Source organism: Variovorax sp. 10L421 (assembly GCF_056395365.1).
This window is the reverse complement of record NZ_JBFTJJ010000045.1, coordinates 1-14,924: the sequence shown is the minus strand read 5'-3', so window position 1 is coordinate 14,924 and position 14,924 is coordinate 1. Positions and strand designations below refer to the sequence as shown.

Sequence of the window (14,924 nt, the reverse complement as noted above, 5' to 3'; positions counted from 1 at the left end):
AAGTGGCGGATGAAATGTGACGCGTCGGCGAATCCGCATTCGAAGGCAATCTCGTTGATGCTGATGTCCGAGGTTGTGAGCAGCCATCGCCCGTACTTCAGGCGCAGGGTTCGGTAGTAGTCCGACGGGGTGAAGCCGGTTTCGGCGAGGAAAGCCCGTTCGAGCTGTCGCGGGTTCGAACCYACGAGGCGCGCGATGACGGCGATCTCCAGCGGCGGTGACAGGTTCTTCTCCATCAGCAGCACGACCTGACGCAGCTTGTCCTTCTCGGTCGTGATGTAGCCCAGCGCCTGACGACGCGCCATGTGGCTGCTGGACTTTCGCGGCGCGACGGTCATCTGGTGGATGACCTTGGCTGAGGTACCCGGGCCGCAATGCCGGCGCGCCAGTTCGGCGGCGAGTTCGATGATCGAGATGCCTCCGGCGCAGGTGATGCGATCCCGATCGACGTGGTAGTCGGTGTGAGTAACGAATGGATGGCCCGGAAACATGGCCTTCCAGTCATCGACGTGGAACGGATGAACGCAAGCGACGCGCTCGTCCATCAGTCTGTGACGGGCCAGCACGAAGCTTCCGGTGCAGACGCCGATCAATGGAATGCCGGCCTCCGCCACTTGCTTCAAATAGCGCGGATAGCCCGCGGGGACGCGATCGATCTGCGGTAGCAGACCGCCGATCACCGCCAAGTAGTCAAAGTYGAACGTGGACGAGAAGGCCTGCTGTACCGGCACCTCGATGCCGGAGCTGGCACGCACCGACTCGCCCTCCAGCCCGAGCACGCGCCAGGTGCAACGGACTTGGCGGCTGCGGTCGCCCATGTCGGCGGCGTGGCGCAGCGCATCACTGAGTCCGGCCAGCGACAGCAACGGAAACGTTGGCCACAACACGATGCCAATACGCAGTTCGGCCTGACGTGGCGAGCTGACCCGCGGARGCGACTCGGCATCGAGCCAATCCAGCGTGGCTGTCTGGTGTGGCGGTGGCGCGGGTTCCCCGCCTCGGCGGCTCACCGGGATATCCCTGAATGTCGCATACGTTCTATTGTTGCTCGCACCGATACAGGAGGGTTTCGGCGTTCATTTCTACCATTTGCTCACGTCCTCTTTCTAGCCCTTCAATCTTTTCGGAGCCTCCATGAACATCGGCAAACTGCCCCGCCCCCTGTGTGCCCTGCTCACCCTCGTCGGCCTGCTTGCGAGTGTGCAGGCTCAAACCATCGAGGTGAACAAGCTGACGATCGCCTTCACCGGCGACATGCCCGGAACCGGTTATCAAGACGGCAAGATGATTGGCTACGACGGCGAGATCCTACAGCGCGTGGCCGACGCGCTGAAGCTGCAGGTCAAGCCTGCGCTGATGGAGTGGTCGGGCACGATCGCGTCCGTGCAAGCCAAACGCGTCGACGTGATGGCTGGCACCATGGGCTGGACCGAGCAGCGCTCGAAGATCATGACCTTGAGCGACCCGATCCACTACTTCAAGAACGGGATCATGCAGTCGTCCAAGACCAACTGGGCGACGCTAAAGGACCTGGAAGGCAAGAAGGTTGGCACGATCACCGGCTTTTCCTTCATTCCCGAGCTGCGCAAGATCACCGGCCTGCAGCTCAGCCAGTACGACACTTCAGACGCAGCGGTGCGCGACCTGCTCGCCGGCCGTATCGATGCCGTGATCGGCGACCCGCCGGTCGTGCAGTACGCCATCTCGCGCAACCCGCAATGGAACTTGCGCTTCAACGCCTTCACCGACAACAACCCAGACTTCCCGCTGCTCACCGGACTTGGTCAGGTGGTGTTYGGCCTTAACAAGGACAGCCCGGAACTGGCTAAGGCAGTGAACGCCGAGATCGCCAAGCTCTGGCAGGGCTGCGAGATCAAGAAGATCGGCGAACGTTACGGCCTGGTGCAAGACGTCTGGTATGTGCCAGTCGGCAAGAACTTCCGCGCCAGCGTGGATCGCCCGGCCGGCTGGCAATTGCCCGGCTGCAAGTAAACCGGTCCGTCATTCAGGCCACGTCAGTCGATGAACGCTATCGCTCCAGCCATCACCCCAGCCAGCGCGCAAGCGCTGCTRCGCGTCCAGTCCCTGCGCAAGTCGTTCGGGAGCCTGGACGTGCTCAAGGGCATCTCGTTTGATCTGCAGCGCGGCGAGACGCTGGCGTTGCTGGGCCCCAGCGGCTCGGGCAAGTCCACCTGCCTGCGCTGCTTGAACTACCTGGAAAAACCCACGGAAGGCTCAGTCTTTCTAGAAGACGAGCGCATCGGTCAGGTGCCGGATCGGCGTGGTGAATTGCGCCTGATGACGGACACCGAACTGGCGCCGCAGCGTGCCGAGATGGCGATGGTGTTCCAGCTCTTCTATCTGTGGCCGCATCTGAGCGTGCGCGACAACGTGGCGCTCGGTCCGATCAAGTGCGCGGGCCTGAGCCGCGCCGAGGCCTACAACCTGGCCGATGAGATGCTGGAGAAGGTGCATCTGCGCCAYAAGGCCGAAGAGTACCCGGAGCGCCTGTCCGGCGGCCAGCAGCAGCGGGTCGCGATCGCGCGAGCGCTGGCGCAGCGGCCCAAGGTGATGCTGTTCGACGAACCAACCTCGGCGCTCGACCCGGAACTGGTCGGCGAGGTGCTGGGCGTCATCAAGGAACTCGCGGAAGAAGGCCGCTCGATGATCCTGGTCACACACGAGATCAGCTTCGCTCGCGAGGTGGCCGACCGGGCGATCTTCATGGACGGCGGACACATCGTCGAGCAGGGCACGGCCATCGAGGTCATCGACCGGCCGCAGGCGGCGCGCACCAAGGCCTTCCTGTGTCAGGCGGGCGGCCGTGTCTCGTCTCAGCGCTGAAAAACCTGAGCGGTGATGAATACCTTTCTTGCCATCATCAAGACCTTGTCTGTCGGCGCGCTGACGGCCTTGCAGGTCTCTGTGGGCGCATTCCTGATCGCGGCGCTGTGCGGGCTGGCATTGGCGCTGGCGCGCACCTTCACTCACCGCCGCCTCGTGCAAGGCGCCATCGCGGCCTACAGCGAATGGATGCGCAACGTTCCGGCGCTGGCGCACTTGTTCGTCCTGTACTTCGGGCTCGCGTCCRCCGGCGTCCGGCTGTCGCCGGTGACAGCTGCCTGCGTGGGCTTAGGCCTGGTCGGGGCGGCCGTGTTGTGCGACATCTTCACGGCCGGATTGAGGTCCTTGCACACTGGCCAGCGCGAAGCTGCATTGGCCATCGGCCTCACGCCGACGCAAGTGCTGCGCTGTGTGCTGCTACCGCAGATGCTGCGTGTCACCTTGCCGTCGCTGGGCAACTACGGCAGCCAACTGGTCAAGGACACCTCCATTGCGTCGGCCATCGCTGTTCCCGAAATCATGTTCTACGCCCGCAACCTCGTGACTTCCACCTTCGAGACCACGCTGATCTATCTGGCCGCAATRGCACTCTACGCCGCCATCGTTCTGCCGATCATCTGGGGCTTCGCGAATGTCGAGCGCCGACTGGGAGTGGGTCGATGATCGAATTCTTCGCCACCTGTGCCGACTACTGGGGGGACTGGAGCGGGCGCCTGTGCAGCGCCGCGCTGGTGACCGTGGCACTGTCGCTCGCCGGCTTCGGCCTGGCGGCATTGCTCGGTTCACTGTTGACCTGGGCGCAGCGCAGGGGATCCCGCGGGCTTCAGCGCACCGCCGGCGTCTATGTGCAGTTCATCCGATCGGTGCCGCTGCTCGCGCTGCTACTGGCCATCTACTTCGCGCTGCCACAGGCCGGCGTCACGCTGTCGGGATTCTGGGCAGGCGTGTTGGGCCTGGGTCTGCAGGGGTCGGCCTACGTGGCCGAGATCCTGCGCAGTGGTCTCGGTTCAGTGCACAGGGGCCAGCGCGAGGCGGGCCTAGCCGTCGGCATGACGCCGCGGCAGGTCTTCGTGAACGTGAGCGCGCCGCAAGCCCTGCGCGTGATGATGCCGCCGTTGCTCAATGCCTATGTCTCGCTGCTGAAGGACAGCTCGCTGTGCGCGCTAATTGCTACCGATGAGCTGATGCTCACCGCGCGAGCGATCAGCAGCGAGTCCTTCCTGCCGCTGCACATCTTCCTGCTGGTGGGCCTCTTCTACTTCGCCATTGCATTCCCGCTGTCGCTGCTCTCGCGCTGGCTGGAGGCGCGGTTGGCGCGCGGCCGCCGTGTGATGGGCGGCGCAAACTGAGCGATGACGATGGCAGACACGTCATGCGCCGATCTCCGACGCGACGACCTCACGAACCCGTAATGAACATTCCCTATCTCGACGACGCGCGCATCGACGCGCTGCTGGTTGTCCCTGGCTGCGCGTCCGCGCTCGAAGCTGCCTTCACCGACCTCGCCCTTGGCCGYGCTACGGTGCATGCCCGGCATCGCACCGATTGCAGCGCAGTCAAGCTCAGCACGATGGGCGCGCTGTGGTCAGCGCGCCAGGTGTGGCCTGCGGTTGGCTTGCACTGGAGCGCAGCGGCCTGGCGAACTGGTCCGGCGCCACGAACCACGCTGCGTTCTGAAGGACCTGTGCCATGACCACCCTGGACACTGAACTCGCATTCGCAACCATCGGACGCCTGCAGGCACTRCTCGATGCCGGCGAAATCTGCAGCCGCGAACTGGTCGATTTGCATTTGTCGCGGATCGCGCGGCTGGACCCGGGCCTACACGCCTACGTCGATGTGCACGTGGCACAGTCCCAGTCCGCGGCCGATGGCCTCGATGCACTGCGGCGGGCCGGCGTGAAGCTCGGTCCGCTGCATGGCGTGACCGTAGCGGTCAAGGACCTGTTCGACATCGAGGGCTGGCCCACATCGGCGGGGTCGGTCGCACGGCCGCCCCGAATCGGCGAGGTCACCGCCACGGCCGTGCACAGGCTGCGGCAGGCCGGCGCAGTGGTGCTCGGCAAGACGCACACGGTGGAGTTCGCGTTCGGCGGATGGGGCACGAATGCCGTGATGGGGACGCCCTGGAACCCCTGGGACCTGACGACACGACGAGTGCCAGGTGGCTCGAGCAGCGGCTCCGCAGTGGCGGTGGCCGCCGGGATGGCGTGCGCGGCGATCGGCACGGACACCGGCGGCTCGGTGCGCATCCCGGCCGGGCTGTGCGGCGTCGTCGGACTCAAGACCACACACGGCATGGTGAGCCGTCACGGCCTRGTCGAGTTGTGCCCGACGCACGACACGGTCGGGCCGATCACGCGCGACGTTGCTGACTGCGCATTGCTGCTCGATGTGATCGCAGGGCCCGACCCGCTCGACGCGGCATCGCGTTCGTCTCCGGTGCGAAGGCTCGCGCCATCGCTGCGCTTTCCAGTCGCGGGTATGCGGGCGTGGGTGCTGCCGGACGGAGAGCGGCAGCATGTGGACGCCGAGGTGCTCTCGGTCTATGACGCGGCGTTGCAAGCCTTCCAGGACCTCGGCGTCACGCTGGTGCGCCAGCCCTTGCCGACGTCGCTGACCGAAGCGATGCAGATCGCAGGTCAGTTGATGAGCGCCGAGGGTTACGCGAATCTCGGCGCGCTGTTCGAGCGCGACGACCTGGACTTCGATCCCCATGTGCGGCGCCGCATTCTGCTCGGACGCGACATCAGCGCGGCCCGCTACCAGCAACTGCTCGCCGCTCGGGCGCACGCCCAGGCGGCGATGCAGCAAGCCATGATGAACGTGGACGTCTGCATCTTCCCGACCAATGCCATCGCAGCGATTCCGGTGTCCGATGTSGACGAACTGCTCACGCCACTGTCGCTTTTGGGGCGTTTCGTGAACTTGCTCGATCTCTGCTCACTGGCCTTGCCCGCCGGCTTCACGCGACAAGGCTTGCCGGTGTCAGTGCAGGTGATTGGTCCCGGCCTCGGCGAACTGCAGGCCTTGCAGCTGGGCCACGCATACCAGCAAGCCACGTGCTGGCACCTGGCTCACCCGCGGGGCCTGGACTGAACGCGATGATCAGCAGGTGGCTTAGTTCCGATGACCCTAGTGCTCCAGTCGATGGGGTTCAGTCCAAGCCGCTGCGTCGGCCCAACTCGCCGAGCGCTCTGTACTCAGTCGGCGTCAGGCCCTTGCGTTTGAGGAAGTGCCTGTTGAAATTCGAAATGTTGTTGAAGCCGACGGCATAGCAGATGGCGCTGATCTGCCGGTCGCTATGGAGGAGCAACTGGCAGGCCTTGGCCACCCTCAGCTCGGCAACGAAGGCGGTGAATGTTCTGCCGGTGAGCTTGCGGAACTGGCGGGAAAGCGCCGCCTCGTGCATCCCGACCATGGCGCCGATCTCGGGCAGGCTGAATTCCTGCATGTAGTTCACCCGGAGGTAGTCCAGCACGGCGTAGATCTTTCCCGACCGGCAGCCGGCCAGGGGTTGCGCCTGCCCGTACTTCAGCTTCGTCAGGACCCTTGTGTCCTTCCATCGCGCGAGCTCGTCCAGAAGCGCCGAAAAAACCGAAAAGCGCTCCAGCCCTCGGCTTTGCTCGATTCGCGCCAAGTACTTCATAGCGGCTTCCCGGAACCCGACGAACTCGACGCCCTGATGGGCCCTGTCCAGAAGGCTTTCGGCCTCGCGCAGCTCCGGCAGCAGGACCATGCTCTTGCGCAAGGGTGCATCGGCGAATCGCAGAACGGGATTCGTCGCCGCGCGAGCGCCATCGGCCGTGCCCGTGAACCGGAAGTTGTGCGGCAGGCGCGGGCCGATCAGGACGACATTGCCCGATGCGAAGCTGTGGATCTCGTCACCGACGAAAGCACAAGCAAACGGAGCCATGATGACGTGGAGTTCGAAATCCTGGTGGTAACGCAAGCGCCCGGGTTGCCATGGCACGCCATGCTCCGAAAAAGACAGGCAGGAATTCATGTCGAACAGCGACTGGCGAGGCTGCRGGTTCCTCGACTGCCTGTCGTCGAATTCGGGAAGCTGCAGCAAGGGATTGCAATCTTCCCCACTGGCGGCAACCGCCGGTTGTCGGAATCTCATCTGCATGATCTGAAGGCTATCTCGCCGGCGTCGACACCGATGTCCTGCGAACGCAGCGGGCGCCCGCCTATTTCACCGAGGAAACGATGGATACGCCGTGGTCGGCCAGGTGCAGGCTCACTGGCGCGCCATGCGCCAAGGTCTGCCTGACTTCTGGCGACACCACGAAGATCTCGCCGAGCTGGCTGGAGAACGTGTACTCGACRGTGCTGCCAACGTAGGTTCTCTTGATCACCCGCGCCGCGAGGCCGTCGTTGGAGACGGGCCTGATGACCCAGGCCTCCGGACGCACCGCGACCTTCACGGGGCCCTGACCGATTCCCGCAGGTGCGGCGATGCTCAGGGTACCCAGGCCAACCCGTCGCTGTTCATCGCAAAGCCCATCGAACAGCATGGCCTCGCCCATGAAGCCCGCAACGAATTCGGATTGCGGCGATTCGTACAGTTCGTGCGGTGCCCCGCGCTGCGCGATCACCCCCTGATCCATCACGATGATGTGATCGCTGACCGCCAGCGCCTCGCTTTGGTCATGCGTCACGTAGGCCACCGTCAGGGAAAGGCGCTGCTGCAGCGAGCGGATCTCCTCGCGCATGGAGCGCCGCAGCCGGGCATCCAGGTTGGACAGCGGCTCGTCGAACAGGAGCACAGCAGGCTCCAGCGCAAGCGCACGCGCCAGCGCGACCCGCTGCTGCTGGCCACCCGAGAGCTCACTGGGCATGCGCTCGTTCATGCCCTTGAGGCCCACGGTCTCGAGCATCAGCCCCGCCTTTTCCYTGGCCTGAGGCGTTGGCAGGCCTGACATGCGCAGCCCGTAGGACACGTTCTCGATGACGCTCATGTGCGGGAACAACGCATAGCTCTGGAACACAAGGCTCACGTTCCGCAGCGCCGCACCGAGCGTGGTGACATCCGTGCCGTCGATGAAGATGCGGCCCGAGCTGGGGCTTTCCAGGCCCGCGATCATCCGCAGTGTCGTGGTCTTTCCGCATCCCGACGGTCCGAGGATGGTGGTCAGCGTTCCCTTCGGAACACCGAAGCTGATGTCCTTGACGACCATCGGCGCGCCGGCACCCGTGCCGTAGCTCTTGGAGACGTTCTTGAATTCGATGCCGTACATGAGTTTCTTTCGCTGGAGGATTGGGATCACGGCGATGCAGTTGCCGCCGGGCTGCGATGCACGTCGGACGCGCCGGCGGGTGTTGCCGCCGCGGAAGCTCTTCTGCCCAGGCGGCGATTTCCGACCCGCCACTGGACCAGGCCCGTGACCAGTGCCATCAGGACGATCAGGACGGTGCTGTATGCCAGGGCCACGCCATAGTCGCCCTGGCCCACTCGCCCGATGATGAAAGTAGTGGCCAGTTCCGTCTCGGCCGTCACGAGGAAGATCACGGCGGAAACGGTGGTCATCGATCTCACGAAGCTGTAGATGAGCGATGCGGCCAGAGCAGGCTTGAGCAGCGGCAGCGTGACCGACCAGAGCGTCCGYGCCGTCGARGCGCGAAGCATCAGCGAGGCCTCGTCGAGCGACTTGTCGAGCTGCTTGAATGCCGCGGCACCGGCCCGCACGCCCACCGGGAGATTCCGGAAGATGAAGCACATCACGATGATCAGGCCGGTGCCGGTCATCTCCAGCGGCGGAACGTTGAACACCAGGACATAGCTGACGCCCAGGACGGTCCCCGGAATCGCGAAAGCCATGAGCGCCGAGAACTCGAACACGCCCTGCGCGCGGAACTGGACACGGGCCAGCAGCCAGGCGATCAGCAGGCCCATGGCTGCCGTGAGCGGTGCCGCAATCGCGGCCAGCCGCACCGTCGTGAAGAGCGAGTCCCAGGCCACGCCGATCCATTGCACGGCACCACCCTCGATCGCAACCTCGAAGGCCGTGCGGAAGTGGGCAAGGGTCGGCGAATAGTTCCGTCCCCAGGTCTGCACAAAGCCGCCGCAGAACGCGAAGACGTAGACAACCAGAGTGAAGATCAGCCAGGGCACGACCACGCACAGCGCCGCGCGCCGCAGCCCGTCGGGCAGGCGCATCGCAAGCCCTGCGTCGCCCTTGCCCGAAACGGTGGTGAAGTTCTTCCGGCCGAGGACGCGGCGCTGCAGCGCGAAGACGCCCAGGGCGAACACGGTGAGGATGAGCGCGAGCGCGGCTGCCCTGCCCTGATCGAACTGGGCGCCGACGATGGCGAAGAAGATCTCCGTGGACAGGACCGAGAACTGCCCGCCGACGACGATCGGGTTGCCGAAGTCGGCGATGCTCTCGATAAAGCCGACGAGAAACGCATTCGTGAGCCCCGGCAGCATCAACGGGAAGGTGACGTACAGGAAGGTGCGCCAGCCGCCCGCGCGCAGGGTCTGCGATGCCTCTTCGAGCGAAGGGCTGATGCCCTCGATGACGCCGCGCACGATCAGGAAGGCGATCGGTGTGAACGCGAACAGCTGCGCAAGCCAGACGCCGAACCAGCCATAGAACCAGCGCGTAGGCTCCACGCCGAAGGCCCACTCGATCAGTTGGTTGACGATGCCCGCCCTCCCGAACAGGAGGATGAGGCCCAGTCCCACGACGAAGGGAGGCGTGATGATGGGCAGAGGCGCGAGGAATCGAAGCGCGTTGCGGATTCTGGAGTCGCTGCGGTTCTCGATCAGGGCCAGCAGCGTTCCAAGCACCGTCGTTGTGAGGCCGGTCAGCGTGGCCAGTGCCAGCGTGTTCCACGCGACGCCGCAGCTCTGCGCGGAGTATGCGCAGCCGATGCCCCAGATCCGCTCGCTCGCGATCCGTGCGAGCCAGGCCGCAACACTGGGGTGGCCGCTGTCGTCGAGGAAGGCGCTGGACAACGACCTGAAGACCGGAAAGGCGACGAAGGTGACCAGCAGACTGCTGGCGCCGAGCACCGCCGCCGCGACGAACAGGTCGCCGCGGAATGCGCCGGTTCGCGCCATGCCGAATGCGGCCAGCATAAGAAGCGAACACAGCACCAGCATGGCCCCCCAGCCGAAACCTGGCTGGCTTGCGCCGTGGATCACGCTAGTTGCGGGCAATCCGATGGCGAAGCCCTGGAGAAGCATTCCCGCCACGCCCAGCGCGCTGCACCAAGCGAGGAGGCGGCCCTGGGCGACCCCCGGCGTCATGCGCAGGGATACCAGCGCAACGACCAGCGGCCAGACCCCCACGGCAAGCCAGGGACGCCGATGCAGCAGAATCTGGGCGAGCGCGCTGGAGCTGTCATGCCCGGCAAACAATTCGCCGATGCYCTGGAGTCCGGACAAGCCTTCGGGCAGCGCATACCAGGGGAGGACGCAGAAAGCGACGAGGCCGATGRTCGACCAGACCRCGATCGGTCGGTTGTTGTCGTTGAGTTTCATGCCGGACCGATCAACGTGGCAGGGAATTGACCTCGCGGTCCCAGCGTTCGATCAGGCGCTTGCGCTCTGCCGATTGCCCGTACTTCGCGTAGTCGTAGTCGATGAGGCGGATCTTGCGGAAATCGGGAACGTGGCTGTCCAGCCTGGCCGACTTGTTCGAGGGCAGCTGGAACTGATGCGCCGCGGCTGCCAGCTGCTGCGCCGCCGGCGTCAGGGCCCACTCATAGAACTTCCTCGCGTTATCGAGGTTGCGTGCGCCCTTGACGATCGACATCGATCCGATCTCCGCGCCCGTTCCCTCGCAGGGTGTCGCGGTCGCGATCGGAAAGCCCTGCATCTGCTCGCTGGGCGCGTCATGGACGAAGCTGATGGAAACAGTGGTCTCACCGCGGGCCGCAGCCTTGATGGGACCCGTGCCGGAGCGCGCGTACTGCCCGACGTTCCTGTGCAGAGCCTTCATGTACTCGAAAGCCTTGTCCTCCCCCATCAGCTGCACCAGGGTCGCGATCATGGTGTAGGCGGTGCCCGAGCTCGCCGGGTTGGCAACCTGGATCTCGCCGCGCAGCGCCGGTGAGAGCAAGTCCTTCCAGCACTTGGGCTCGGGCAGCTTCTTCTTCGCCAGCAGCTCGGTGTTGAATGCAAAACCCAGCGGACCGGAGTACACGCCGACGGTCCGCCATTTCGATTGTTCGGCCTGCGACTGCGACCAGGCGTGGAGCTGCGGGAGGGACGGCGACCTGTACTCGAGCGTCAAGTCCTGCTCCGCGGCCTGCAGATGGGGATCGCCCGTGCCGCCGAACCACACGTCGGTCTTCGGATTGCTGCGCTCCGCCAGCAGCTGCGCCAGCGCCTCGCCACTGCCTCGCTTGAGCACATTGACCTTGATGCCGGAACTGCGGGCGAAGGTCGTGCTCATCAGCGAGCACCATTCGTCCTGGACGGAACAGATGACGTTCAGCTGGCCTGCGCCCTGCGCGTGGGCGACAGGCACGCCGGTCAGACCGGTCATGCCTGCCATGGCGAGGACCGCGAGAGCGGCAAGCGCGTTTTTCTTCTTCATGTTCGTCTCCTTGACGGTTGAAACCAGAGAAATTTGTGAAAGCACTGCCCCCAGCCACGCGAAGGCTGTGAAAAGGCACGGATTGAAGGACGCGGCAAGCGCAGCGATGCGGCACGCCGCGCCGTCGGCGGTCAGGGCCCCTGGCTCCAGCGAACCACGGCGTCGACGCCGATGACGCGGCCGCCGTCGACGCGGTTGTGAATCTCCATGGTCGCGCCCATGGCTTCCGCGATCTGCCGACAGATGGACAGCCCCAGCCCAACACCGCCCTTGGTCGCCGAGAACGCCTGGAACAGCCTCGGGCGCAACGCATCGTCCAAGCCGGGCCCACCGTCCCACACCACCAGTTCGATCGTTGCGGCATAGGCGCGCATCAGGATGCCGAGCCGGCCGCCGTCGGGCGTGTGATGTATCGCGTTCGCAAGCAAGTTGCGAAGCAGCTCGCCGAGCATGAGCGGATCGCCGGTGGCGCCAAGCCCATCGTCGCCTTCGAGCGCGAAGTCCAGGCGCTTGGCCGCGACGAGCGGTGCGAGCTCCATTACCGCGTCCAGGGCCACGGCGTGCAGCAGCACGGTCTGCAGCCGGCCCGCACGCTTGATCTGCTCGAGCTTGCTCAGGCTGAGCAGCTGATTGGCCATGTCCGTCGCCCGATCCACCGTATGCAGCATCTGCGGCAGGATCTCGGAGGCCGGCACATCGCCCGCGATGGCCGACTGCAGCTGAGTCCGGAGCACCGACATGGGGGTGCGCAGCTGGTGCGACGCGTCGGCGAGGAAGCGGCGCTGCTCTTCCACCCATTCGCGCTGCCGCAGATGGAGTTCGTGCATRCGCGCCATCGCCGGGCGCAGCTCGGACGGCCCGTCGTAGAGACCGACATCCAGTTGCGGCGCATCGAGGGCCTGGCGGGCACGCTCCAGCCATCGCGAGGTCATGGCCACACCCGAGATCACCACCAGGGACATGCCGACGGCTGCCACGCCGATCCATCCGAGCAGCTGCCCGGGGAGCTCGTCCCAGACCTCGAAGCGTGCACGCATCGGTTCGGCAAACTGGACGACCACCTTCCGGTCAGGAGCGTGGGCGTCCTTTCGCAGGGCCGCCACGGCCCGCACGGAGGTCCCGCTCCGCTGGCTCACATAGAAGCGGGGATCACCGGACTCCGGCAGGGTCGCCGTCCACGGAAATGCCTCGAGCATGCGGTCGCCCGCGATCAGGCTTCCGTCGATGGCACTGACCCGATAGAACGATGGCACCGGCGGCACCGGGCCCTGAACGCCTTGCACCTCGCCACCGCCTGCCGCGTCGATCCGCCCAAGCTTCGCGACGAGGCGGGCATCCTGCTCGCGCGCCAAGGTGATCAGGCCCGCCACCAGATGGACGAGCACGAGGCACGCGATCAGGAGCCATAGCCCCCCGAGGAGCCATAGAAGCAGGAAGTGCCGAAGCGACCCAGCGCGCGGCGGTTGAAGCGGCGACTTCATGTCAAGGGGATGGACGCTGCGCTGCCACCGACGCGTCGTCGCACAACAGATATCCGACTCCCCGCAGGTTCAGCACCTCGACATTCGCGCCGACCAGCTTCTTCCGGAGCCGGTGTACGACGACGTCGATGGCGTCCGCCTGCGCCGCGTCCGCGCCGAACACCGCGTCCCTCAGTACCTCCCTGGGGACGACGTGCTCGACGCGTGACATCAGCTTTTTCAGGAGATCGGCCTCGCGCTGCGAGAGATCGAGCGGACTCTGGTCCTTGTAGAAAACATTGGCTGACGCCTCGTAGCGCAGTCGTCCGCACCTGAACTCCCCGTCGCGCCCGAAGCGGCGGGTCAACGCGCCAACGCGCGCGATCAACTCCTCCAGGTCGAACGGCTTGGCCAGATAGTCATCGGCCCCTGCGTTGAGACCGGCGATCCGGTCCCCGACAGCGCCCCTGGCAGTCAGCACGAGCACCGGGGTCGCATTTCCGTCGCCGCGCAGACGGTGAAGGAGCTCGAGCCCGTCGAGCCCGGGAAGCGAGAGGTCGAGCACGATGATGTCGAAGCTCTTCTTGCGAGCCGCGGCCAAGGCCTCGACGCCGTCGCTGCAGCACAGCAGTTCGAAGCCGCGCGACGACAAGCTGCGGGAGAGCACCCCCGACAGGTCAAAGTCGTCTTCCACGAGCAAAAGCTTCATGGACGAATGGTGCCATCAAGGGCCTTGCCATGAACTGGGGCTTGCACCACGCACAGTCGAAAGACAGTCGAAAGAAAGACCGCCCGGCCTGAAGCCGATGCCGCCGGGCTCGCACTTGCGCCCCGGGCGACCGGCACGTTCATGGCCGCCGGCATCCATCTTCCGGACTCGAGTCTTTCAACATGCTTTCGCACAGTCACCGTGCTTTTCCTCTCGGCACCAGCGCATGACGACTCAATCATGGATTCGGGGCTGCGCATCTGGCTGCTCAGGTGTCCGCTCCCTTGCCCACCAACGACACATGCTGAAAAAGCATCAGGAGACACAGTGAAACGACGTCATTTTTTGATCGGGGCCGGCGCTGCCGGATGCACACCCGCCTGGGCGCAAGGCACGCCCCAGGCCGCAAAACCGCCCGGGCCTCAGCCCACCGCCCGGCTGGCCTTCGGACTCATCAGCCCCCGGGATCCCGAAGTCATGCTGAAGAACTGGAATCCGTTCCTCGATCGGATGGCGCTTGCAACGGGTACYTCGATAGACCGGCGCGTGTTCGGCGCCGCCGACGAGATCGTGAAGGAATTCGCAGCGGGGAGCATGGATGTAGCGTGGCTCGGAAATGCAGCCGCGCTGGACGTCGTGGAGATGGGGGTCGGCAGCGTATTCGCCACCATGGTGAACCAGGGCAAGGCTTCCTATCGCTCGATCCTCATCGTGCCGCAAGACAGCAAGCTGCGCGATCTCGAGGACCTGATCCGCTCGGCCCCGCAGCTGCGCTTCGGCGATGGCGACGAAAAGAGTGCTTCGGGACATCTCGTCCCGATGTACTTCGCTTTCGTCAAGAAGGGAGTGATCGACCCGGCGGGACTGTTCAGGGAAGTCCGGCGCGGAAGCCACGAGGCCAACCTGCTGGCCGTTGCCAAGGGGGAGGTCGATGTCGCGACCAACAACACTTCGGAGCTGGACAACCTTCGCTCCCGGCGCCCGGCCGACGCCGCGAAGATCCGCGTGCTGTGGGAGTCGCCTGACATTCCCGAATCCCCGATGGTCTGGCGCACCGAGCTGCCGCAGCAGCTGAAACAGAGGATCGCCTCATTCACCTACGGATTCGGTACCAAGGATCCGGAGGAGAAAAGGATCCTCTGGGACATCAACAAACTGACCGGCTGGCGCCAGTCCTCGAACCGGCAGCTCATCACCATCGCGAACCTGGAAATGTTCAAGGCGAGCCAGCAGATCATGCGCGACCCCGGGCTGAGCGAGAAGGAGCGGATGCAGAAGGCCGGCGCGGTCATGCAGCGCGGCTCGAGGATGGAGCAGCTGCTGCGATCTACGAGCTAAGAATGATCTGAACAAGTCCAC

At 65.1% G+C, this 14,924-nt stretch carries 14 protein-coding genes; 7 read left to right on the top strand and 7 right to left on the bottom strand.

Features of this window, described 5'->3' with window-relative positions:
* A partial coding sequence (locus AC1DFC_RS29160) for a GlxA family transcriptional regulator (RefSeq protein ID WP_478180522.1) occupies positions 1–1,010 on the bottom strand: 1,010 nt, incomplete at its 3' end.
* Between the two features lie 124 nt (positions 1,011–1,134).
* Between AC1DFC_RS29160 and AC1DFC_RS29155 the strand changes: the two genes are divergently transcribed.
* The 6 genes from AC1DFC_RS29155 (at position 1,135) to AC1DFC_RS29130 (ending at position 5,943) form a co-directional block, all read left to right on the top strand.
* A complete protein-coding gene (locus AC1DFC_RS29155) occupies positions 1,135–1,992 on the top strand; it encodes an ABC transporter substrate-binding protein (protein ID WP_007831017.1) in 858 nt (285 codons plus the stop codon).
* A 30-nt stretch (positions 1,993–2,022) separates the two neighbouring features.
* Entirely contained in the window at positions 2,023–2,844 is an 822-nt protein-coding gene (locus AC1DFC_RS29150) for an amino acid ABC transporter ATP-binding protein (protein ID WP_413334425.1), read from the top strand.
* 15 nt (positions 2,845–2,859) lie between these two features.
* Positions 2,860–3,507 (top strand): amino acid ABC transporter permease, encoded by a 648-nt coding sequence (locus AC1DFC_RS29145; RefSeq protein ID WP_478180521.1) that lies wholly within the window; start codon positions 2,860–2,862, stop codon positions 3,505–3,507.
* A complete protein-coding gene (locus tag AC1DFC_RS29140; RefSeq protein ID WP_007831011.1) occupies positions 3,504–4,193 on the top strand; it encodes an amino acid ABC transporter permease in 690 nt (229 codons plus the stop codon). The genes AC1DFC_RS29145 and AC1DFC_RS29140 overlap by 4 nt, the downstream gene beginning before the upstream one ends.
* Before the next feature lie 62 nt (positions 4,194–4,255).
* A complete protein-coding gene (locus AC1DFC_RS29135; protein ID WP_042673049.1) occupies positions 4,256–4,537 on the top strand; it encodes a hypothetical protein in 282 nt (93 codons plus the stop codon).
* On the top strand, positions 4,534–5,943 hold the full coding sequence (locus AC1DFC_RS29130) for an amidase (RefSeq protein ID WP_478180520.1): 1,410 nt from the start codon (positions 4,534–4,536) through the stop codon (positions 5,941–5,943). The genes AC1DFC_RS29135 and AC1DFC_RS29130 overlap by 4 nt, the downstream gene beginning before the upstream one ends.
* A gap of 58 nt (positions 5,944–6,001) precedes the next feature.
* On the opposite strand, the gene AC1DFC_RS29125 is transcribed toward AC1DFC_RS29130, so the two are convergent.
* From AC1DFC_RS29125 to AC1DFC_RS29100, 6 genes are all read right to left on the bottom strand, one after another.
* On the bottom strand, positions 6,002–6,976 hold the full coding sequence (locus tag AC1DFC_RS29125; RefSeq protein WP_478180519.1) for an AraC family transcriptional regulator: 975 nt from the start codon (positions 6,974–6,976) through the stop codon (positions 6,002–6,004).
* A 61-nt stretch (positions 6,977–7,037) separates the two neighbouring features.
* Positions 7,038–8,087 (bottom strand): ABC transporter ATP-binding protein, encoded by a 1,050-nt coding sequence (locus AC1DFC_RS29120; RefSeq protein WP_478180518.1) that lies wholly within the window; start codon positions 8,085–8,087, stop codon positions 7,038–7,040.
* A 26-nt stretch (positions 8,088–8,113) separates the two neighbouring features.
* Positions 8,114–10,336 (bottom strand): ABC transporter permease, encoded by a 2,223-nt coding sequence (locus AC1DFC_RS29115; protein WP_478180517.1) that lies wholly within the window; start codon positions 10,334–10,336, stop codon positions 8,114–8,116.
* 10 nt (positions 10,337–10,346) lie between these two features.
* Complete coding sequence (locus AC1DFC_RS29110) at positions 10,347–11,396, bottom strand: ABC transporter substrate-binding protein (RefSeq protein ID WP_007831004.1); 1,050 nt, start codon at positions 11,394–11,396, stop codon at positions 10,347–10,349.
* Positions 11,397–11,527: 131 nt separating this feature from the next.
* A complete protein-coding gene (locus AC1DFC_RS29105) occupies positions 11,528–12,781 on the bottom strand; it encodes a sensor histidine kinase (protein WP_478180516.1) in 1,254 nt (417 codons plus the stop codon).
* A gap of 97 nt (positions 12,782–12,878) precedes the next feature.
* Entirely contained in the window at positions 12,879–13,565 is a 687-nt protein-coding gene (locus tag AC1DFC_RS29100; RefSeq protein ID WP_007831000.1) for a response regulator transcription factor, read from the bottom strand.
* Positions 13,566–13,706: 141 nt separating this feature from the next.
* Here AC1DFC_RS29100 and phnD point away from each other — a divergent pair, with 141 nt between their 5' ends.
* Positions 13,707–14,903, top strand: a complete 1,197-nt coding sequence (gene phnD, locus AC1DFC_RS29095) for a phosphate/phosphite/phosphonate ABC transporter substrate-binding protein (RefSeq protein WP_081502625.1) — start codon at positions 13,707–13,709, stop codon at positions 14,901–14,903.
* The last annotated feature ends 21 nt before the right edge of the window (positions 14,904–14,924 follow it).

Coding starts and splice junctions, on each gene's coding strand:
- AC1DFC_RS29140 (WP_007831011.1), top strand. CDS start 3,504: ATGATCGAATTCTTCGCCACCTGTGCCGACTACTGGGGGGACTGGAGC.
- AC1DFC_RS29110 (WP_007831004.1), bottom strand. CDS start 11,396: ATGAAGAAGAAAAACGCGCTTGCCGCTCTCGCGGTCCTCGCCATGGCA.
- AC1DFC_RS29100 (WP_007831000.1), bottom strand. CDS start 13,565: ATGAAGCTTTTGCTCGTGGAAGACGACTTTGACCTGTCGGGGGTGCTC.